Annotated in this window: 17 protein-coding genes; 10 read left to right on the top strand and 7 right to left on the bottom strand. The window is 74.2% G+C overall.

Annotation, left to right across the window (positions count from 1 at the left end):
- The gene (gene allB / locus WDV06_RS04075) at window positions 1-1335 is read right to left on the bottom strand and encodes an allantoinase AllB (protein WP_395508247.1); all 1335 of its coding nucleotides are present in this window, start codon (window positions 1333-1335) and stop codon (window positions 1-3) included.
- A gap of 336 nt (window positions 1336-1671) precedes the next feature.
- On the opposite strand from allB, the gene WDV06_RS04070 reads away from it, so the two are divergent.
- A complete protein-coding gene (locus WDV06_RS04070) occupies window positions 1672-2475 on the top strand; it encodes an IclR family transcriptional regulator (protein WP_395508206.1) in 804 nt (267 codons plus the stop codon).
- A gap of 91 nt (window positions 2476-2566) precedes the next feature.
- Here the strand turns inward: WDV06_RS04070 and WDV06_RS04065 are convergent, their stop codons facing one another.
- Entirely contained in the window at window positions 2567-3280 is a 714-nt protein-coding gene (locus tag WDV06_RS04065; protein WP_395508205.1) for an ABC transporter ATP-binding protein, read from the bottom strand.
- On the bottom strand, window positions 3277-4365 hold the full coding sequence (locus WDV06_RS04060) for an ABC transporter permease (RefSeq protein ID WP_395508204.1): 1089 nt from the start codon (window positions 4363-4365) through the stop codon (window positions 3277-3279). The genes WDV06_RS04065 and WDV06_RS04060 overlap by 4 nt, the downstream gene beginning before the upstream one ends.
- Window positions 4366-4499: 134 nt before the next feature.
- Here WDV06_RS04060 and WDV06_RS04055 point away from each other — a divergent pair, with 134 nt between their 5' ends.
- The 3 genes from WDV06_RS04055 to WDV06_RS04045 are packed head-to-tail and all read left to right on the top strand — an operon-like array spanning window position 4500 to window position 6788.
- Complete coding sequence (locus WDV06_RS04055) at window positions 4500-5750, top strand: sensor histidine kinase (protein ID WP_395508203.1); 1251 nt, start codon at window positions 4500-4502, stop codon at window positions 5748-5750.
- Between the two features lie 2 nt (window positions 5751-5752).
- Window positions 5753-6382 carry a response regulator gene (locus tag WDV06_RS04050; RefSeq protein ID WP_395508202.1) on the top strand — a complete coding sequence of 210 codons (630 nt, stop codon included), beginning with the start codon at window positions 5753-5755 and terminating at the stop codon, window positions 6380-6382.
- A 43-nt stretch (window positions 6383-6425) separates the two neighbouring features.
- Window positions 6426-6788 (top strand): peptidoglycan-binding domain-containing protein, encoded by a 363-nt coding sequence (locus tag WDV06_RS04045; protein WP_395508201.1) that lies wholly within the window; start codon window positions 6426-6428, stop codon window positions 6786-6788.
- A gap of 25 nt (window positions 6789-6813) precedes the next feature.
- On the opposite strand, the gene yczR is transcribed toward WDV06_RS04045, so the two are convergent.
- Window positions 6814-8313 (bottom strand): MocR-like transcription factor YczR, encoded by a 1500-nt coding sequence (yczR, locus tag WDV06_RS04040; RefSeq protein ID WP_395508200.1) that lies wholly within the window; start codon window positions 8311-8313, stop codon window positions 6814-6816.
- Between the two features lie 88 nt (window positions 8314-8401).
- On the opposite strand from yczR, the gene WDV06_RS04035 reads away from it, so the two are divergent.
- The 5 genes from WDV06_RS04035 (at window position 8402) to WDV06_RS04015 (ending at window position 13417) form a co-directional block, all read left to right on the top strand.
- Entirely contained in the window at window positions 8402-8608 is a 207-nt protein-coding gene (locus WDV06_RS04035; RefSeq protein ID WP_395508199.1) for a hypothetical protein, read from the top strand.
- Complete coding sequence (locus WDV06_RS04030; protein ID WP_395508198.1) at window positions 8563-9207, top strand: nucleotidyltransferase family protein; 645 nt, start codon at window positions 8563-8565, stop codon at window positions 9205-9207. The genes WDV06_RS04035 and WDV06_RS04030 overlap by 46 nt, the downstream gene beginning before the upstream one ends.
- 274 nt (window positions 9208-9481) lie before the next feature.
- Window positions 9482-11101 (top strand): malate synthase A, encoded by a 1620-nt coding sequence (gene aceB, locus WDV06_RS04025; RefSeq protein ID WP_395508197.1) that lies wholly within the window; start codon window positions 9482-9484, stop codon window positions 11099-11101.
- A gap of 378 nt (window positions 11102-11479) precedes the next feature.
- Entirely contained in the window at window positions 11480-12673 is a 1194-nt protein-coding gene (locus tag WDV06_RS04020) for a GDSL-type esterase/lipase family protein (protein WP_395508196.1), read from the top strand.
- A gap of 93 nt (window positions 12674-12766) precedes the next feature.
- Entirely contained in the window at window positions 12767-13417 is a 651-nt protein-coding gene (locus WDV06_RS04015) for a maltokinase N-terminal cap-like domain-containing protein (RefSeq protein ID WP_395508195.1), read from the top strand.
- 70 nt (window positions 13418-13487) lie between these two features.
- On the opposite strand, the gene WDV06_RS04010 is transcribed toward WDV06_RS04015, so the two are convergent.
- Window positions 13488-14555, bottom strand: a complete 1068-nt coding sequence (locus WDV06_RS04010; RefSeq protein ID WP_395508194.1) for a Rossmann-fold NAD(P)-binding domain-containing protein — start codon at window positions 14553-14555, stop codon at window positions 13488-13490.
- 240 nt (window positions 14556-14795) lie between these two features.
- Window positions 14796-16667 carry an ATP-binding protein gene (locus tag WDV06_RS04005; RefSeq protein WP_395508193.1) on the bottom strand — a complete coding sequence of 624 codons (1872 nt, stop codon included), beginning with the start codon at window positions 16665-16667 and terminating at the stop codon, window positions 14796-14798.
- 242 nt (window positions 16668-16909) lie between these two features.
- On the opposite strand from WDV06_RS04005, the gene WDV06_RS04000 reads away from it, so the two are divergent.
- Window positions 16910-18046 (top strand): Lrp/AsnC family transcriptional regulator, encoded by a 1137-nt coding sequence (locus WDV06_RS04000; protein ID WP_395508192.1) that lies wholly within the window; start codon window positions 16910-16912, stop codon window positions 18044-18046.
- Here the strand turns inward: WDV06_RS04000 and WDV06_RS03995 are convergent.
- A complete protein-coding gene (locus tag WDV06_RS03995) occupies window positions 17982-19370 on the bottom strand; it encodes a nucleobase:cation symporter-2 family protein (RefSeq protein ID WP_395508191.1) in 1389 nt (462 codons plus the stop codon). The genes WDV06_RS04000 and WDV06_RS03995 overlap by 65 nt on opposite strands.
- Window positions 19371-19658 lie beyond the last annotated feature (288 nt).

The raw sequence follows: 19658 nt of genomic DNA, 5'->3' as shown, positions 1-19658 counted from the left end.
TCAGTTCTGCCTTTCAAGGAGGAGGCCCGTGGGCTCGGTCGGGGTGCCGTGGTCGGCGATCCGCCGCCCGCGCAGCCAGGTGGACTTCACGACGCCGTGCAGGGTCTTGCCCGCGTACGCCGTGACCTGGTTGCGGTGGTGGAGGTGTGCCGGGTCCACGGTGAAGGTCTCTTCGGGGGCCAGGACGGCGAAGTCGGCGTCGCGGCCGGCCTCGATGGCGCCCTTGGCGGCGAGTCCGGCCAGCGCGGCCGGGGCGGTGGACATCCAGCGCGCGACCTCTTCGAGGGTGCGGCCGCGCTTGCGGGCCTCGGTCCAGATGGCCGGCAGGCCCAGCTGGAGGGAGGAGATGCCGCCCCAGGCGGTGGCGAAGTCACCGGTCTTCAGGTCCGCGGTGGACGGCGAGTGGTCGGAGACGATGCAGTCGATGGTGCCGTCGGCGAGGGCGTCCCACAGCACGTCCTGGTTCGCGGCCTCGCGGATGGGCGGGCAGCACTTGAACTCGGTGGCGCCGTCGGGGACTTCCTCGGCGGTGAGGGTGAGGAAGTGCGGGCAGGACTCGACCGTGATCCGTACGCCCTCGGCCTTGGCCGCGGCGATCAGCGGCAGCGCGGACGCGGAGGACAGGTGCAGGACGTGCACGCGGGCGTTCAGCCGCTTCGCCTGGGCGATCAGGTTCTCGATGGCGGTGTTCTCGGCGTCCTCGGGGCGGGAGGCGAGGAAGTCGGCGTACTTGGGGCCCGGGTTCTGGGGCGCGGACTCCAGGTGGTGCGGGTCCTCGGCGTGCACGATCAGCAGGCCGCCGAAGCCGGTGATCTCGGCGAGGGAGGTGGCCAGCTGCTCCTGGTCCAGCAGCGGGAACTCGTCGACGCCGGAGGGCGACAGGAAGCACTTGAAGCCGAAGACGCCGGCGTCGTGCAGGGGGCGCAGGTCCTTCACGTTGTCCGGCAGGGCACCGCCCCAGAAGCCCACGTCCACGTGCGCCTTGGTCCGGGCGACCTCCTGCTTGACGCGGAGGTTCTCGACCGTGGTGGTGGGCGGGAGGGAGTTGAGGGGCATGTCGAGGAGGGTGGTGATGCCGCCGGCGGCGGCCGCGCGGGTCGCCGTCCAGAACCCCTCCCACTCGGTGCGGCCCGGGTCGTTGACGTGGACGTGGGTGTCCACCAGGCCGGGGAGCAGGACGTCGTCGCCGAAGTCCTCGATCCGGGCTCCGGCCGGTACCTCGGCCTCGTACGCCAGCACGGCCGCGATCTTCCCGCCGGAGACGGCGACCGAGGCGGCGCGCGTCCCCTCGGGGGTGATGACGCGCGTCGAGCGCAGTACCAGTTCCACAGCCACGTCGGCCACCGGAACCTCCCCATCTACTTCCACAGAGCGAAATTCAACGTTCTGTTGACGGAGTCTTCACCCCGATCCGGGGCCAGTCAAGAGCCCCCGGAGGGACCGCTGACCCACCCGCACCGCGATTGGATGTTTCCACGAGATGGAATTAAGATTTCACTATCCAGAATGTAGCTACCACCACCGGCACCCGGGCAGGTAACTTCCCGAGGACGTCCGCCACCAGGACAAACCGCCTCTGACCGGCGGGGACGGCCGAGGCCCGGCTCTAGGGCCGAGGTCGACCGACCGGTAGGCTGCTTCCTTGCCTGCCAGCACCGAAAGGACCGCGCCGTGCCGACGTCCAGCGCCAGCACCACCGACGCTTCCGCCAAGCCCACCGCCGCCGGCGGTGGTGTCCAGTCCCTGGAGCGCGCCTTCGATCTGCTCGAACGGATGGCCGACGCCGGGGGCGAGGTCGGCCTGAGCGAGCTCTCGACCGCGAGCGGCCTTCCGCTGCCGACCATCCACCGCCTGATGCGCACCCTCGTCGCCTGCGGCTACGTCCGGCAGCAGCCCAACCGACGGTACTCCCTCGGCCCCCGCCTCATCCGGCTCGGCGAGTCCGCCTCGCGGCTGCTGGGCACCTGGGCGCGTCCCTACCTCGCCCGTCTGGTCGAGGAGACCGGCGAGACCGCCAACATGGCCCTGCTCGACGGGGACGAGATCGTCTACGTCGCCCAGGTGCCGTCCAAGCACTCCATGCGCATGTTCACCGAGGTCGGCCGCCGGGTGCTGCCGCACTCCACCGGCGTGGGCAAGGCACTGCTCGCCCACACCCCGGCCGAGGAGGTGCGGGCCCTGCTGGCGCGCACCGGCATGCCGGCCGCCACCGAGAAGACCATCACCACGCCCGAGGGCTTCCTGGAGGCGCTGGAGCAGGTCCGCAAGGCCGGCTACGCGGTCGACGACAACGAGCAGGAGATAGGGGTCCGCTGCCTGGCGGTGTCGGTGCCGAACTCGCCGACCGCCGCCGCGATCTCCATCTCCGGTCCGGCCGGCCGGGTGACGCAGGAGGTCGCCGAGTCCTTCGTGCCGATCCTGCAGGGCGTGGCCGCGGAGCTGTCGGTGGCCCTGCAGAGCCAGACCCCCGCGTAGGCCCGTACGCGCGTACGAGAGCCCCGGCGCCCTCCCCCTGTGGGGGCGCCGGGGCTCTCGCGCGTACGGGCCCGCGGGGAGCGGGCCCGGCTCAGGCCGCCGGGGCGGAGGCGGCCGAGGGCTCGGCAGGCCGCGCCCCGGAGGTGAGGCGGCCGTCGGTCATGGTCGCCGTGCGGTCCATCCGGTCCAGGTGGGCGTGGTCGTGGGTGACCAGCACCGTGGCGGTGGAGCGCTCGCGGGTGAGGGTGACCAGCAGGTCGAGGACCGCCGCGCCGCGCTCGTGGTCCAGGGCGCTGGTGGGCTCGTCGACCAGCAGCACGGAGGGCTCGTTCATCAGCGCGCGGGCGATGTTCACCCGCTGGCGCTGCCCGCCCGAGAGCTGGTGAGGGCGCTTGTCGGCCTTGTCGGCCAGACCCACCGCGTCCAGCAGCTCCAGGGCCCGGCGGCGCAGCTGCCGGGCGGGGCGGCCGGAGAGGTGCGCCATCACCTGGAGCTGCTCGGCGGCGGTCAGCGAGGCCAGCAGGTTCGGCTGCTGGAAGACGATGCCGATCTCCTCGCGCCGCAGGGCCGCCTTCTCGGCGGCGCCGAGCCGCGCGGTGTCCCGGCCCGCGACCAGGACCCGGCCGGAGTCGGGGGTGACCAGGGTCGCGGCCACGGCCAGCAGGCTCGACTTCCCGGAGCCCGAGGGCCCCACGATCGCGGTCAGGGTGCCGGCGGGCACCTCCAGCTCCACCGCGTCGAGGGCGGTCAGCCGGCCGTCGCCGTCGGGGTAGGTGAGGGTGACGTCGTGGACGAGGAGGGTCATCGGGCGCTCCCGAGGGCGGTCAGCGGGTCGACGGCGGTGATCCGCCGGATGGAGAGGGCCGCGCCCAGCGCACCGAGCACGATCATGATCGCCGCAGGGGCCAGGACGGTGGCGGCGTCGAGGACGAAGGGCACGTCGCCGCCGCTGATCAGGGCCCCGATGCCGGACGCGAGCGCGGTGCCGGCCCCGGTGCCGATCGCCAGCATCACGACGGCCTGGCCCAGGGCGTCCTTCAGGAGGTAGGGGGTGGAGGCGCCGAGCGCCTTCAGCACGGCGACGTCCCCACTGCGCTGGATGGTCCACACGGTGAAGAAGGCCCCTATGACCAGCGCGGAGATGGCGAAGAGGAAGCCGCGCATCAGCTGGAGCGAGCCGTTCTCGGCCTGGTAGGACCCTATGGCGCCGAGCGCCTCGTCCACGGTCTGGCTGCGGGTGCCGGCCGCCTTGTCGCCGGCGGCCCAGTCCACGTCGCCCGAGCCGTCGAGGACGAGGACGGTGGCGGAGGTCTCCGTTGCGGTGCCCGGGCCCCCGATGCGCTGCCAGTCGGCCAGGTCCGCCCAGACCACCGGGGTGTGGCTGTAGGCGGCGGTGCCCGAGACGGCGGCGACGGTCAGCTCCAGCGGGCCGGCCTTGAGCCTGGCCCCGGCGGTGAGCCCGCCGAGCTCCTTGGCGGCCTTCTCGGTCAGGACGACCCTGCCCGGGCCCAGGCCCGTCCCGGCGGGGGCGAGGCGGCCGCCCGGCTCGACGCCGAAGACGGAGACGGCGGCGGTGCGCTCGCCGGCGGCGGCGTTGGTGGTGCGGATGCCGAGCGGGTCCGCGGCCGTGACGCCGGGGCGCCCGCGCCAGGTGCGCCAGGCGCTCTCGGGGAGTTGGGAGTTGGTGAAGGACACCTTCTGGTCCCCCGGCGGGACGGCGAAGGCGAGCCGGGAGGCGGGCAGGCCGGTGACGGCCGAGATGTTCTCCCGGGCCAGGCCGGACGTGAGCCCGGACAGCAGGCCGACCAACAGCGTGATCAGCAGGACGACCGAGCCCATGAGGGCGAAGCGGCCACGGGCGAACCGTAGATCTCTCCATGCGACGAACATGTCCCCCACCTTGGTCTTCCGCCCGGGCGCCGGGCATCGCGCCACGGGAGCGATCCTGGTATCGAAGGAGGCATTCCGACATCAAACTTTTGATTGACCGGGCCCGTCCGGGGTCCGTTTACGCTGGTCGGACGATGTCCTCCGCCACCGCCTCCGCCAACGCCGCCCCCTCCCGCGCCCTGACCCCCGTCACCCGCGTCCTGCGGCTGTGCCTGCACGCCCTGTTCGCCGGGCTGCTCGCGCTGGCCGCCGGGCGGGCCGTCGCCGACTCCGCGCCCCGCGCCGGGGCGGCCGTCGCCCTCTGCGCCCTGCTGGCCGCCGGCTACGCGGCCGGCGTACGGGCCCCCGCGGTCGGGCGGTCGCCGCGCGCGGCCGGGGTGTGGCTGGCGGGGCTGGGCGCGGTGTGGGCCGCGCTGCTCGTACTGTCCCCCGACGGGCTGTGGCTGGCCTTCCCGCTGTACTTCCTGGAGCTGCACCTGCTGCGGCTGCGCTGGGCACTGGCGGCGGTGGCGGTGACGGCCTGCGCGGCGATCGGCGGCTTCCTGGGGCACAGCGGGGCGGTCACCCCCGGGGCCTTCCTCGGGCCGCTGCTGGGCGGGGCGGTGGCGGTGGCGACCGTACTGGGCTACCAGGCGCTGTACCGGGAGAGCGAGCGGCGCCGGGAGCTGATCGAGGAACTGATCGCCACCCGTGCCGAGCTGGCGGCGGCCGAGCGGGGCGCGGGCATCCTCGCGGAGCGGGAGCGCCTGGCCCGCGAGATCCACGACACCCTGGCCCAGGGCCTGTCCTCGATCCAGCTGCTGCTCCGGGCCGCCGAACGCGCCCTGTCGGAGGACCCGCCGGGCGCGGCCGGCACGGCGGGCGCGGCTGGGGCCCCGGCTCCCGCCGCGGCGGCGCTGGCGCACATCGCCCGGGCGCGGGAGGCCGCCCAGGAGAACCTGGCCGAGGCACGCCGGTTCGTCCGGGCCCTCACTCCCCCGGACCTGGAGCACGGCTCGCTGGCGGCGGCGCTGGAGCGGCTGTGCTCGGGAGCGCCGGGGCCGCGCGTCCGCTTCTCCGTCAGCGGCACCCCGCGCGAACTGCCCACCCCGTACGAGGTGGCCCTGCTGCGGATCGCACAGTCGGCCCTGGCCAACGTGGTGCGGCACGCCCGGGCGGACCGGGCGGAGATCACCCTGACCTTCATGGACAGCTCGGTCACGCTGGACGTCGTCGACGACGGCCGCGGCTTCGACCCCGCCTCCGCGCCCTCCGGCGAGGGCGGGTTCGGCCTGCCCGCCATGCGGGCGCGGGCCGAGTCGCTGGGCGGGCTGTTCACCGTGGAGTCCGACGCGGGCCAGGGCACCGCCGTGGCCGTCACCCTGCCCCTGCCCCTGGAGGCCTGACGATGACCATCCGGCTGCTCCTCGCCGACGACCACCCGGTGGTCCGGGCCGGGCTGCGCGCGGTGCTGGACACCGAACCGGACTTCGCCGTGGTCGCCGAGGCGGCGACGGCCGAGCGGGCCGTGGAGCTGGCGGCGTCCCAGCCGGTGGACGTGGTGCTGATGGACCTCCAGTTCGGCGCGGGGATGCACGGTTCGGCGGCCACGGCGGCGATCACGGCCCGTCCGGGCGGCCCCCGGGTGCTGGTCCTGACCACGTACGACACGGACGCGGACATCCTCGCGGCGGTGGAGGCGGGCGCTTCGGGCTACCTGCTCAAGGACGCCCCGCCGGAGGAGCTGGCGGCGGCGGTGCGTACGGCCGCGGCCGGCCAGTCGGCGCTGGCCCCGGCGGTGGCGCTGCGGCTGATGGACCGGATGCGGACCCCGGCGGAGGCGCTGACGAAACGGGAGCTGGAGGTGCTCCAGCTGGTCGCGGACGGTCTGTCGAACCAGCAGATCTCCAAGCGGTTGTTCCTCAGCCAGGCCACGGTCAAGTCCCACCTGGTGCACGTGTACGCCAAGCTCGGCGTGGACTCCCGTACGGCGGCGGTGGCGGCGGCCGCCACGCGTCGGCTGATCCGGACGCCCTGAATATCGCTTCCGCCCGGCCTTGATGATCATTAAGGTCCGGACCATGAACCTGTTACCGGCACGCGCCGCGGCCTCGGCCGCGCTGACCGTCTCCCTCCTGCTCGGCTCCGCCGCCGCGGCCTCCGCGGCCGCCGCTCCCGCCGAGCCCGACCTCACCGGCCTGAGCTGCGGCTACGACAACCGGACCCCGCCCCCGCCGGTCACCCTCGGTGCCAAGGGCCGGACCGTGATGGAGGCCCGCTGCCTGCTGACCTTCTGGACCGGGTTGCAGGCGACCGAGGAAGAGCCGAGGGACGTGTTCGGGCCGGACGCGGAGTCCGCGACCCGGTTCTTCCAGGGCCGCCGGGGCCTGCCCGAGACGGGTGTGGTCGACGCGGCGACCTGGAGCGAGCTGCGGCACAGCTGAGCCGGCCGCCCGTACCGGCCCCCGCTCAGGCGACCCAGTAGGGCCGGTCCACCCCGGGGGCCAGCGGCACGCCGTCGTGGAAGGCCGCCGCGAGGAGGCGTACGCCCTCGTCGAGGCGGTCGGGCGGCAGGGTGTAGGGGATGCGCAGCCGGTGCTCGAAGGTGCCGGGGTCGACGCCGAAGCGGGCGCCCCGGCCGATGTGCACCCCGGCGGCGGCCGCCCGTTCGGCCAGGGCGGAGCTGACCGGCTCGCCCAGGTCCACCCAGAGCGAGAGGCCGCCCGGCGGCAGCCGCCAGGACCACTCCGGGGTGTGCCGCTCCAGCGAGCCCACCAGGGCCGCCCGCCGGATCCGCAGCTCCGCGAGGCGCCGGGGCAGGGTCCGGTCCATGCCGTCCAGCAGCGGGAGGGCCACCACCTGGTCGAGGACGGAGCCGGTCATGTCGGCCGAGACCCGTACGGCCGTCAGCTCGTTGACCAGCTTCGCGGTGGCCCGGATCCAGCCCACCCGCAGCCCGCCCCAGTGGGTCTTGCTCAGCGAGCCGATGGTGATCACGTGGTCGGCGGCGGAGCGCGGGGCGAGGGAGGCGAGCGGGGCGGGGGCGGGCACGTCCAGGGCGATGTCGGCGATGGTCTCGTCGACGACCAGCCAGGTCCCGGTGGCCCGGGTCGCCGCCAGCAGCCGCAGCCGGTGCTCCTCGGGCATGAGGGCGCCGGTCGGGTTGTGGAAGTCGGGAACGGTGTACGCCAGCCGGGGCACGGTCTGGTGGAGCGTGGACTCGGCGGTTTCCATGTCCCAGCCCGCGTCGGAGACGGGGACCGAGCCGGTGCGCAGCCGGGCGTGGCGCAGGGCGTCGAGGGCGTTGGCGTAGGTGGGGCTCTCGGTGACGACCCGGTCGCCGGGCCGGCAGAGCAGGCTGACGACCAGCGCGAAGGCCTGCTGGGCCCCGGCGGTGATCAGGATCTGCTCGGGCCGGGTGGGCAGGCCGCGCCGGGTGAAGCGGTCCGCGACGGCGGCCCGCAGGTCGGGCAGCCCGAAGGGGTGGTAGCCGGGGCTGCGGGCGAGGGCGGGCAGGCGGGGCACGGCCCAGGCCAGGGCGTCCGCGAGGCTGTCGGCGGGGGCGCCCATGGCGGCGATGGCGAGGTCGATGCCGGGTTCCCCGTCGGCCCGGCCCCCGACGCCGCCGACCAGCAGGTGGGCGCCGACCGGGCCGTGCCCTTCGGGGAGCTCGGTCCAGGTGCCGGAGCCGCGGCGGCTGCGGAGGTAGCCGCTCCCCCGGAGCAGGTCGTAGGCGCCGGTGACGGTGGCGCGGCTGGCCCCGACGGCCTCGGCGAGCTCGCGCTCGGCGGGCAGCCGCACGTGCAGGGCGATCCGGCCGTCGAGGATCAGGGTGCGCAGGGCGTCGGCGAGGGAGCGGTAGCCGGGGCGGGCCAGCACCTCGGCCGGGAGCATCGCCGCGAGCTGCCGGCTGCCGACCGTCCGGTCCGCCGTATGGACCACTCTGTGGACGCCTCGCCCGTTCGCCATGCCAACCTCCCCCGATTGGCTCTGCCGACCAGGCCAATCCCGGGTCCAGACTCGCGGTATTGGCCCCCCTTGGCAAGGAGAGTACGGAATGCCGAACGACTGGTTCACCGACCGTGACGAGCGGGCCCTGCTGGCGACCTCCGAGAACCGGATCTCCGAGCCGCTGCGGCTCGGGGCCGCGGTGGCCTCCGTACGGCGCCTGCTCGCGCGGCGCTCACCCGTACGGGGGAAGGCGCGAGAATCGCTGCCATGTCATCAGCAGCCGAACACCCCTCCCCTTCCGTCCTCCCGGTGACCGACGCCGGACCGCCGGTGATCGCGGGCCTGCTCCTGGCCGCGGGCGGCGGCCGCCGGCTCGGCGGGCGGCCCAAGGCCCTGCTCCCCTACCGCGGCCGTCCGCTGGTGGAGAACGCCGTGCGCGTGCTGCGCGAGGCGGGCTGCGACCCGGTGCACGTGGTGCTCGGCGCCTCGGCGGCGGAGGTCCGTGAGCGTGCCGACCTGGCGGGGTGCGTGGTCGTGGACAACCCGGACTGGCCCGAGGGGATGGGTTCCTCCCTGCGGGTGGGCCTGGCCTCGCTGGCCGGTACGGGGGCCGGCGCGGCGCTGGTGTCCCTGGTGGACCAGCCGGGCATCGGACCGGAGGCGGTGGCCCGGGTGCGGGCGGCGTACCGGTCCCCCGCCAGCCTGGCGGCGGCCGCGTACGACGGGGAGCGCGGGCACCCGGTGCTGTTCGGGGCGGACCGCTGGGCCGACATCACAGCGACCGCGACCGGGGACCGGGGCGCGCGGATCCACCTGAAGAACCACGCCGACGAGGTCATGCTGGTGGAGTGCGGGGACGTCGCGGCCGCCTTCGACATCGACACCCCGCCCGACCTGGCACGTCTCGCCTGAGCCGGGCCGGAGTACGGCCTGAGCGGGCTGTGACCGGGATGGCACTGAGGGCCACAGGGAAGTGGAATCTGTCGACTCAGAGAATCTCGACATCAACAAACCATTGAACTTCCACCATGAGGAAATTACTATCCACTGGTCAGAAGCGCCCTGAACCCCCAGACGGCGCCCGCGACCGTTACCCGGAACTCTCCACACCCGACGGCACTGCGTGCCGTCTCGCGCGAGCATTCCCCCGCGGCCGCCAGGCACCGCCGCTGAAGGAGTGACAGATATGTCCGCACCAGCGCCGTCCCCGCTGGCCATCGTCGACGCCGAGCCCCTGCCCCGGCAGGACGAAGTCCTCACCGATGCGGCCCTCGCCTTCGTGGCCGAGCTCCACCGGCGGTTCGCCCCCCGCCGCGCCGAGCTCCTCGCCCGACGCGGCGAGCGGCGCGCCGAGATCGCCCGCACCTCCACGCTCGACTTCCTCCCGGACACCGCACAGGTCCGCGAGGGCGACTGGAAGGTCGCGCCGGCCCCGGCCGCCCTGAACGACCGCCGCGTGGAGATCACCGGTCCCACCGACCGCAAGATGACCATCAACGCCCTGAACTCGGGCGCCAAGGTCTGGCTCGCCGACTTCGAGGACGCCTCGGCTCCCACCTGGGAGAACGTGGTCCTCGGCCAGCTCAACCTCATCGACGCCTACGAGCGCCGCATCGACTTCACGGACCCGCGCACCGGCAAGGCGTACGCCCTCAAGCCCAACGACCAGCTCGCCACGGTCGTCATGCGCCCGCGCGGCTGGCACCTGGACGAGCGCCACCTCAGCTTCGAGGGCGGCCCGGCCTCCGGCTCCCTCGTGGACTTCGGCCTCTACTTCTTCCACAACGCCCAGCGCCTGATCGACCTCGGCAAGGGCCCGTACTTCTACCTCCCGAAGACGGAGTCGCACCTGGAGGCCCGCCTCTGGAACGACATCTTCGTCTTCGCCCAGGACTACGTCGGCATCCCTCAGGGCACCGTGCGCGCGACGGTCCTGATCGAGACCATCACCGCGGCCTACGAGATGGAGGAGATCCTCTTCGAGCTCAAGGACCACGCGGCGGGCCTCAACGCCGGCCGCTGGGACTACCTCTTCTCCATCGTGAAGAACTTCCGCGACGGCGGCGAGAAGTTCGTCCTGCCGGACCGCAACGCGGTGACCATGACGGCACCCTTCATGCGCGCCTACACCGAACTGCTCGTGCGCACCTGCCACAAGCGCGGCGCGCACGCCATCGGCGGCATGGCGGCCTTCATCCCGTCCCGCAAGGACGCCGAGGCCAACCGGATCGCGTTCGAGAAGGTCCGCGCCGACAAGGACCGCGAGGCGGCCGACGGCTTCGACGGCTCCTGGGTCGCCCACCCCGACCTGGTCCCGATCGCGATGGCCTCCTTCGACGCCGTCCTCGGCGAGAAGCCCAACCAGAAGGACCGCCTCCGCGAGGACGTCGCCGTCGCCCCGGGCGACCTGATCGCGATCGACTCCCTGGACGCCAAGCCCACCTACGAGGGCCTGCGCAACGCCGTCCAGGTCGGCATCCGCTACATCGAGGCCTGGCTCCGCGGCCTGGGCGCCGTCGGCATCTTCGGCCTGATGGAGGACGCCGCCACCGCCGAGATCTCGCGCTCCCAGATCTGGCAGTGGATCAACGCCGGAGTCGTCTTCGAGAACGGCGAGCGAGCCACCGCCGAACTGACCCGCGCCTTCGCCGCCGAGGAGCTCGCCGCGATCCGCGCCGAGGCCGGCGAGGAGGCCTTCGCGGCCGGGAAGTGGCAGCAGGCCCACGACCTCTTCCTCCAGGTCTCCCTGGACGCCGACTACGCGGACTTCCTGACCCTCCCCGCGTACGACCAACTGGTCGGCTGACACCCCCGCTTCGGCTGAATCGCACAGCAGCCGAACCCCCCTCCGCCCCCGCCGCCCTCCCCGGGCCCGGGGGCGGAGCCACACCCCGCCCCGGGGCCGTTCCCCGAGGGCTCCGCGTCGTGCGCGCCTGCGAAGCGGGGTGCCCGACGCCACCTGCCGCCCCCGGTCCCCGGCGCACACGGCGCCGTCCCCGAGGAGCCTTCCCGCGCCCGACCGACCGGTCGGGCGTTACGTCATCGTAATCCGACTGTACCTAGCGGTAACAAGTGGGCCCGTGCCACCTTTCCGATGCCACCGGCGCCGGCGGTACCCCCACTTTCCAAGCCACGCAGCGAAGTTGTCGGCAACTTCGGCGTGGCCGACCGCAGGAGTTCCGCAGTGATCGGATTCCGCAAGGCCGGCAAGGACCGGGCCGCCCGACGCCGTGTGCGGCGACTGGCCGGTGCCGGGATGGTCGTACCGCTGGCCGCCGGCGCGCTGCTCGTCGGCGGGGCCGGGCCGGCGGCCGCCGGGCCCGGGACGGGCCCCACCGCCGTCGTGTCCATGGGCGACAGCTACATCTCCGGCGAGGCCGGACGCTGGAAGGGCAACAGCCTGACCAACAGCGGGAGCAGGAACGGCACCGACCGGGCGTGGGTCAGCGGCAGCACCTACGACCCCGCGAAGGTATACGGCTCCACCGCCGGCGGCTGCGACCGCTCGGACTCGGCCGAGGTGCTCAGCGCGGGCGCCGTCGCCGAGACGGCCGTGAACCTGGCCTGCTCCGGGGCGACGTCGGAGAACGTCTTCCGCGCCTCCAACGGGGGCGTCGCCTACAAGGGCGAGGCACCGCAGGCCGACCAGCTGGCGGCCGTCGCCGCGAGCCGCAACGTGAAGGTCATCGCGCTCTCCGTCGGCGGCAACGACCTGGGCTTCGCCGACATCATCAAGGAGTGCGCGCTCGACTTCGTCCTCTGGAACTCGTACTGCTACGACGACCAGCAGGCGAGCGTGGACGCGAAGATCGACGGGGTGATGGCCGACGTCGGGAAGTCCGTCGACGAGATCCGGGCCGTGATGCGCGGGGCCGGGTACACGGACTCCTCGTACCGCATCGTGCTCCAGTCCTACCCCTCGCCGATCCCGCGCGGGGCCGAGAACCGGTACACCCAGAGCGACTGGAGCCGGCTCAACAGCGGCGGCTGCCCCTTCTGGAACCGCGACTCGGACTGGGCCCGGGACTCCCTGGTGCCGCAGCTGGCGAACCGCCTCAAGCAGGTCGCGGCGGCCAAGGGCACCCAGTTCCTGGACCTGCGCGACATGATGCAGGGGCGCGAGGTCTGCGCCAAGGCCAGCAAGCAGGTCACCTCGACGGTCCCCGCGTCGGCGAAGACCAGCGAGTGGGCGCGGTGGATCGACAACAACGAGACGCAGGGCCTCGTCCAGGAGTCGATGCACCCGAACCACTTCGGCCAGCTGGCCGTCGGCCGCTGCCTGGCCCTGGCCGTGGCCCAGCCCGCGGACTCGGCCACCAGCTGCAAGAACACCGCCGGGGGCGACCAGAGCGGGATGTACCTGACGTCCGCTCCGTAAATCGGCGAGGACCCGGGGGGCAGGCTGTCATGATCAAGCCAGGACAGCCCGCCCCTCGGGGAAACCCGTACCGCCGAAGGAAGTTGACCGGACATGGCCGTCATCCACCGCACCACCATGAAGCCCGGCAAGCTGGAGCTGCTCGCCGGCTGGCTCCCCACCCGCCCCTGGTACGCCGGCGCGTCCGCGGCACCCGACCTGGCCCGGGCCGGCGGGTTCCGGATCGACGACCCGGACGGCGAGGTGGGCATCGAGTTCATGGTGGTCACCGACGCCTCCGGCGGCGAGCCCGTCGCCTACCTCGTTCCGCTCACCTACCGCGGCGCCCCGCTGGAGGGGGCCGCGGAGGGGCTCGTCGGCACCTCCGAGCACGGGGTGCTCGGCACCCGCTGGATCTACGACGGGGCGCACGACCCGGTGCTCACCGAGCGCCTGCTCGCCCTCCTGCGCGGTGCCGCCGAGCCGCAGGACCAGAACGTCAGCGGCGTCCCCGACCCGACCGTCGTCCCCGAGACCGCCGAGGACGCGCTCCCGGCCGGAGCGGCGGTGGCGGCCGTGGAGGACGGGCCGGAGGGCACCCGTCTCGTGGTGGAGGCGGGCGGGCGGCGGCTCGGCCTGGAGCTGGTGCGCGTACTGGAGGCCGGCCGGACCGACCCCGGCGCGCTCGGCCGCGTCACCGCCGGATGGGAGCTGCCCGACGGGACGCGACCGCGCGGGGCCGTCGCCGTACTGCACGAAGGCTGATCCGGCACTCCGGGACTCGGGACGCCGGGACGCCGGGAATCCGGGAATCCGGGCTGCTCCGGCCGGCCCGCTACGCCGCCCGCTCCGGGCCCGCGAGCGCCTCCATCGCCAGGGTGAAGGCGTTCCGGCAGCGCAGCCAGTCCGGGTCCGGTGCCGGGGCGTGCAGGTCGACGAGCTTGGGCAGCAGGTCCGCGGAGAAGGCCCGGGCCGCCTCGGCCGGGAGCAGCGAGGGCAGGTTGTCGATGGCGATCACGTCGACCGGCCGGCGGCCTCCGCGCAGCCGGCGGACCGGGGCCGCCCAGTCGGTGAGGCGGTCGTAGACCGGGAGCAGGTGCAGTTCTGATCCCGTGTCACAGGTGATGTCGGCGATCACCGAGAGCCGGCCGGTCCCGGACTCCAGGTCGGCGGGGGTCAGGAAGGGCGGCACCGGCCGGGTGGTGAGCACCGCGTTGACCAGGATGTCGTGGTCCAGCAACGCGGCCCGGTCCAGTCGGCGGGTCGCCCCGCGCCCCCAGCGGGTGACGGCGATCCCGGCGGTGGTGAGGGCGTCGCAGGCGCCGCGCCCGCTGCGCCCGCCCGCGCCGATCACCAGGGCCCGTAACCCGTCGGCCGGCGCGTCGCGCAGCCGGGCGTCCAGCTCCGGCCGGGGCGCCGGGACCAGGGGCGCCGTCAGCCGGCCCCGGGCGTGCAGGGCGGCCAGGGCGGCGCCCGCGTAGCCGGCCCAGTAGCCGAAGGCGGCCAGCCGGCGGCCCTGTGCGTCGGCCAGGTACTCCAGGTCGAGCAGGGTCCCGCCGCCCGCGGCGAACCGCCGCAGCAGTCCGGGGGCCTGGGGCTGGCCCTTGTAGGCGTGGCCGAAGTAGACGTGACGGTGGTGCAGGGCCTCGGGCGCCGGCGGGAGCTCCTTGAGTCCGAGGACGTACGCCGACCCGGGCGCGGCCTGTGCCCAGGACCCGGCGGGCGCGGTGCGGCAGCCGGCCGCGGCGTACGCGTCGAGCGGGAAGACCCGGTGGCCGGACTCCTCCACGGTGATCCGTACGCCCTGCCGGACGAGGAACCCGGCGTCGTCGGGGGTCAGCGGCGCGCGCCGCTCGGTGGGTCGGGTCTCGCTGCGCATCCACAGCTGCGGGGTTTCGGCCATCGCTGTACCACCTGTCCGGTCAGAGGGGTGGGGGCGAGCAGAGGGGTGGGGCGAGCCGTCGCTCAAGCGATGTCTTTCCGCGTCCTTTACGCCGTACGCCGGATCGGGCGGGCAACTCCGGGCACCCTGGCACCCCGTGCCCCGGGGCGCTCCCACGGCCTCACAACCACCGGCGGCACGGCGGTGCGGACCGCGCCGGGCCCGCGGTCCGGGGCCGCCGCGGCCCCGGACCGGACCGGGTCACAGGTCCGGGAGGAGGTTCCGCAGCGGGGTCCGGGTGCCCTCCGCGTAGGCCGTGCGCAGGGCCTCCGGGGACAGGCGCAGCCGCAGGACGCGTTCGGCGCGCGGGGCGCAGGCGGAGGCCGGGCGGTGTCCCGAGACCGCGCCGAGCAGCCGCGCGGCGAGCTCGTAGCGGCCCAGGTCGGCCTCCATCTGGGCCAGCAGCTCCGCCGACAGGGCCTGGCCCAGCCGGTCCCCCAGGGCGAACTGGGTCTCCAGGGAGCGCAGCAGCCAGGTGCGGGCCAGCGCCGGGCGGCCTTCGCGGCGCTGGAGCAGGGCCTGCGCGTATCCGGCCCAGGAACGGGCCCACAGGTCGGAACCGTCGCAGGCATCGGCGGCGAACGGGGCGGCCCCCGGGTCGGTGTGGGCGAGGGCCATCGCCAGGGCGGCCTCCAGCGCCTGCCGGCCGGGGCCGAACTCGGGCTCCTCCGGCAGCAGTTCGAGTCCCTCGCGGAACTCCTCGGCGGCCTCGGCGGGCCGGTCCCGCCACAGGGCGACGGTGCCCCGGACGTGCGCGAGGTAGGCCAGGACGGCGTCCTCCCCCTCCTGCACGGCCGCCGTCCAGGCCTCGACCAGCAGCGGATCGGCCGCCTCCGCCTGGCCGAAGCTCGCCACCAGCCAGGCCGCCAGCCACAGCGGCCGGGCCGGACGGGGCTCCGGGTGCGCCGCCAGGGCCCGCTCCAGATGGCCGCGCCCCTCCTCCACGAGCCCGCAGGCGGACCAGAGGAACCACAGCGACACGGCGATCTCCAGCGCGCCGGCCGGGCCGGCCGGCGAGGCCGGGTCCATCGCCGGCCTCAGCTCGGGCAGCTCCCGCAGGGCGAGTGCGCGCGCCTGGAGCTGCGCGCCCGACCGCCACAGCTGGGCGGCCCGTTCGGCGGTGACGCGGCACCGCTCGTGGTGGCGGCGGGCCGCGGTGGCCGCGTCGCCGTGCGGATCGCGGGCCAGCCGCCTGGCCGCGAAGGCCCGTACGGCCAGCGGCAGCCGGTAGCGGCCGGCGTGCCCGGGCTCCACGAGCAGGGCGGGGGCCAGGCGGCGCAGGGCCTCGACGGCGGCGCGCGGGCCGAGCTCTCCGAACCCGCACACCTCCGCGACCGCGGCCTCGTCGAAGGAGCCCGCGAAGACCGAGAGCCGCTCCCACAGCAGCCGCTCCCCGGCCGGGGCCAGCCGGCACTGGCGCAGCGCGTCGGCCCCGCCGGCCCGGCCCGCGCCGCCGGTGAGGAAGTCCAGCGGGTCGGCGGTCAGCCGGCGCAGCGATTCGGCGGGCCCGTGGAGGCGGGCCCGTGCGGCCGCGAGCTCCAGTACGCCGGGGATCCCGTCGAGGGCGCGGCACAGGGCGGCCACGGCCCCGGCGTTGTGCTCGGTGAGCTCGAAGCGGGGGTCGGCCCCGCGCGCCCGCTCCGCGTAGAGCCGTACGGCGGCGGAGCGGGCCACTTCGGCGGGCGGCCGGGGTGCGGCGGGGTCGTGCGCCGCGGGGGGCAGGGACAGCGGGCCGACGGCGAGCAGTGCCTCCCCGTCCACCCCGAGGATCCGCTGCGATGTGGCCAGAATCCGTACCCCGGCACAGCGTGCGAGCAGCTCACCGACGAGCTCCCCGGCCCGGTCGCCGAGCTGCTCACAGCCGTCCAGGACCAGGAGCGCCTCGCGCCCGGCGAGGCGCGCGCACAGCGCCGCCGCCAAGGCGTCCGCGCGCGCGGACGGCTGCCGGGACAGGTCGGCCCAGACGATGTCGGCGCCGCTCCCCCCGCAGAGCTCGCGGGCGGTGCGCACGGCGACCCTGGTCTTGCCCACACCGGCCGGGCCCGTGAGCGTGACCAGGCGTTCTGTCGCCAACAGGGTCCGTGCGCGCGCCACTTCATCGGCCCGCCCGACGAGGCTGGAAAGCTCGGCGGGCACCGCTTGAAGCACGCTTGAGCCGGCCTCCCCCATAGGTCCTCCCACTGCTCTCCTGGGGCTGCACACGTCCGTCCCGTCCGGCCCGACCGTCCGATGCGGCGGTTCGGCGTACGAAGAGAGATGATCAGTCGAAAGTCCGGTTAACCGGCCCGGGGCCGGGAAAACCGCCAGGGGTAAGTATGAACTCGGCCATTTCCACCATTGACGACACCGACCGCGCGCTCGTGCACGCGCTCCAGCTCGCGCCCCGCGCCAGCTGGGAGCGGCTGGCCCCGGTGCTCGGGGCGCGCCCGGAGACCCTGGCGCGCCGCTGGGAGCGCATGACGTCCGCCGGGGAGGCATGGGTCTCGGGACTGGGGCTGCGGACGGGGAACCACGCGCCCTGTATGGCCTGGGTGGAGGTGATGTGCGCGGCGGGCACCTCGCCGGCGGTGGGCACGGCCCTGACGGGGGACCCCCACACGCTGGGGGTGGAGCACACCACGGGCGGGCGCGACCTGCTGGCCTTCGTGGCCGTGCCGGACCTGCACATGCTGTTCCGCTACCTCTCGTTCCGGGTCCAGCGGATCCCCGGGGTGACCGGCACCCGGTCCTCGATGGTCACGGCCGTCCACTCCGCCCCCGACCGCTGGCGGATGGACCACCTGTCGCCGGCTCAGGCCGCCCTGCTGACCGGGCGGACGCGGCGTGCCCCGGGGCCGCCCGGCCCGGCGGCCCCGGCGGTCGCCCCGGTCCCGGAGGAAGACCGTCCGCTGATGATGGCGCTGGCCGCGGACGGGCGGCGCAGCGTGGCCTCGCTGGCGCGGGAGTCGGGGATGAGCGAATCGACGGTACGGCGCCGGCTGGGCCGGCTGGAGGCGGGGCAGAGCCTGCGCTACAGCTGTGCGATGGCCTCCGGACTGTCCGGCTGGCCGGTGTCGGCGACCCTGTGGGCGGAGGTGCCCGAGCACGAGGTGACCGACTGCGCGGCGGTCGCCGCCGGGCTGCGCGAGACGCGGACCTGCATGTCGGTGAGCGGCACCTGGAACTTCATGATCAGCGCCCGGCTGCGCACCATCGAGGGGCTGGCGCGCTACACGGCCGACCTGTCCCGGCGGTTGCCGGGGCTGCGGATCACCGATACCGCGGTGGCCCTGCACGTCCGCAAGTCGGAGGCGCAGGAGCTGGACCAGTGGGGGAGGCGGGTACGGACGGTGCCGCCGGACATCTGGACGGACCCGGCGCCGGGGGCGGGGTGGGCGCTGCGGACCCTCAGTGCACGAAGGCCGGTTCCGGGGCGGGTTCCGCCGCGGCCCTGCGGGCTCCGAGGTGGTTGAAGGCCAGGTTGAGCAGGATCGCGACCACGCAGCCGGTGCTGATGCCGGAGTCGAGGACGACGAGGAGGTCCTTCGGGAAGGCGTGGTAGAAGTTCGGCGCGGCGATCGGGATCAGGCCGATGCCCACCGAGGCGGCGACGATCAGGGCGTTCTCGCCCTTCTCCATGGCCGCGCCCGCCAGGGTCTGGATGCCGCTGGCGGCCACCGAGCCGAAGAGCACGATGCCGGCGCCGCCGAGGACGGGCAGCGGGACGACCCCGATGACGGAGGCGGCCACCGGACACAGGCCCAGCAGGATCAGGATGCCGCCGCCCGCGGCGACGACGAAGCGGCTGCGGACCTTGGTCATGGCGACGAGTCCGATGTTCTGCGCGAAGGCGCTGCACATGAACCCGTTGAACAGGGGGCTGAGCGCGCTGCCGAGGGTGTCGGCGCGCAGGCCGCCCTCGATGGTCCGGGCGTCCGCCGGGCGGCCCACGATCTTGCCCAGGGCCAGGATGTCGGCGGTGGACTCGGTCATGCAGACCAGCATCACGATGCACATCGAGAGGATCGCCGCGACCTGGAACTGGGGGGCGCCGAAGTGGAAGGGGGTCGGGAAGCCGACGAGGTCCGCGTTCCGGACGGCGTCGAAGTTCGCCATGCCCAGCGGTATCGCGACGAGGGTGCCCGCGACCAGGCCGAGCAGGATGGAGATCTGCTGGAGGAACCCGCGCAGGAACTTGCGCAGCGCCAGGACGATCACCAGGGTGAGGGCGGCCATGCCGATGTTCTTCATGGAGCCGTAGTCCGTGGCGGTGCGGTTGCCGCCCTGCGACCAGTTGAAGGCCACGGGGAGCAGCGAGACGCCGATCAGGGTGATGACGGTGCCGGTGACCACGGGCGGGAAGAACCGGACGAGCCGGCCGAAGTAGGGGGCGGCGAGGAAGCCGACCAGTCCGGCGACGATGATCGCGCCGAAGATGACGGGGATGGCGTCCTGCCCCTGTCCCTTGCCGATGGCGATCATCGGGGTGACACCGGCGAAGGAGACGCCGTTGACGAAGGGGAGCTTGGCGCCGATCTTCCAGATCCCGAGGGTCTGGAGGAGGGTGGCGAGCCCTGCGGTGAAGAGGGACGCGCCCATCAGGAAGGCGGTCTCGGTGGCGGAGAGGCCGACGGCGGGGCCGACGATCATGGGCGGGGCGACGACACCCGCGTACATGGCGGCCACGTGCTGGAGGCCGCTGGTGAACATCTTGAACGGAGGCAGGGTCTCGTCGACCGGGTGCTTCTCCTCCGGTACTGCGACTGCATCTTTGCGGAACCTGGGCGCATCGGCCACGGCTTCCTCCGGTCGGTTAAACACGTCGGCAGGGACGTGGGTGTCAGGGAGGTGGTGCGAAAGCGTGCTGGTCGAGCCTGTATGGAGTTGTGGGTGGAGCCACTTCTTCGTCCCAAGGGGTGCGGAATCGATTCGCCCAAAAACCGTTTCCACGCGGTGGATCCAGCCCGGTCGGGGCTGGGGGTGCCGTGGCATGGGCGCGGGTGACGCGCCGTGCTGGGGGTGGTGTCACGAGTGACCGCCCCGGGGGCGCCGTCGGATCTCTCCTCGGGCGCTTCCCGGGAACGG

The sequence above is a fragment of the Streptomyces racemochromogenes genome, from assembly GCF_044129415.1.
In the GTDB taxonomy this organism is placed as follows: domain Bacteria; phylum Actinomycetota; class Actinomycetes; order Streptomycetales; family Streptomycetaceae; genus Streptomyces; species Streptomyces racemochromogenes_A.
The sequence above is the reverse complement of the archived record's forward strand: the minus strand, read 5'-3'. Positions and strand labels throughout refer to the sequence as shown.

Excerpts from the sequence above, each read along its gene's own strand:
- WDV06_RS04065 (WP_395508205.1), bottom strand. The coding sequence starts at position 3,280 with ATGACCCTCCTCGTCCACGACGTCACCCTCACCTACCCCGACGGCGAC.
- WDV06_RS04060 (WP_395508204.1), bottom strand. The coding sequence starts at position 4,365 with ATGTTCGTCGCATGGAGAGATCTACGGTTCGCCCGTGGCCGCTTCGCC.
- WDV06_RS04055 (WP_395508203.1), top strand. The coding sequence starts at position 4,500 with ATGTCCTCCGCCACCGCCTCCGCCAACGCCGCCCCCTCCCGCGCCCTG.
- WDV06_RS04050 (WP_395508202.1), top strand. The coding sequence starts at position 5,753 with ATGACCATCCGGCTGCTCCTCGCCGACGACCACCCGGTGGTCCGGGCC.
- WDV06_RS04045 (WP_395508201.1), top strand. The coding sequence starts at position 6,426 with ATGAACCTGTTACCGGCACGCGCCGCGGCCTCGGCCGCGCTGACCGTC.
- yczR (WP_395508200.1), bottom strand. The coding sequence starts at position 8,313 with ATGGCGAACGGGCGAGGCGTCCACAGAGTGGTCCATACGGCGGACCGG.
- WDV06_RS04035 (WP_395508199.1), top strand. The coding sequence starts at position 8,402 with ATGCCGAACGACTGGTTCACCGACCGTGACGAGCGGGCCCTGCTGGCG.
- WDV06_RS04030 (WP_395508198.1), top strand. The coding sequence starts at position 8,563 with ATGTCATCAGCAGCCGAACACCCCTCCCCTTCCGTCCTCCCGGTGACC.
- aceB (WP_395508197.1), top strand. The coding sequence starts at position 9,482 with ATGTCCGCACCAGCGCCGTCCCCGCTGGCCATCGTCGACGCCGAGCCC.
- WDV06_RS04015 (WP_395508195.1), top strand. The coding sequence starts at position 12,767 with ATGGCCGTCATCCACCGCACCACCATGAAGCCCGGCAAGCTGGAGCTG.
- WDV06_RS04010 (WP_395508194.1), bottom strand. The coding sequence starts at position 14,555 with ATGGCCGAAACCCCGCAGCTGTGGATGCGCAGCGAGACCCGACCCACC.
- WDV06_RS04000 (WP_395508192.1), top strand. The coding sequence starts at position 16,910 with ATGAACTCGGCCATTTCCACCATTGACGACACCGACCGCGCGCTCGTG.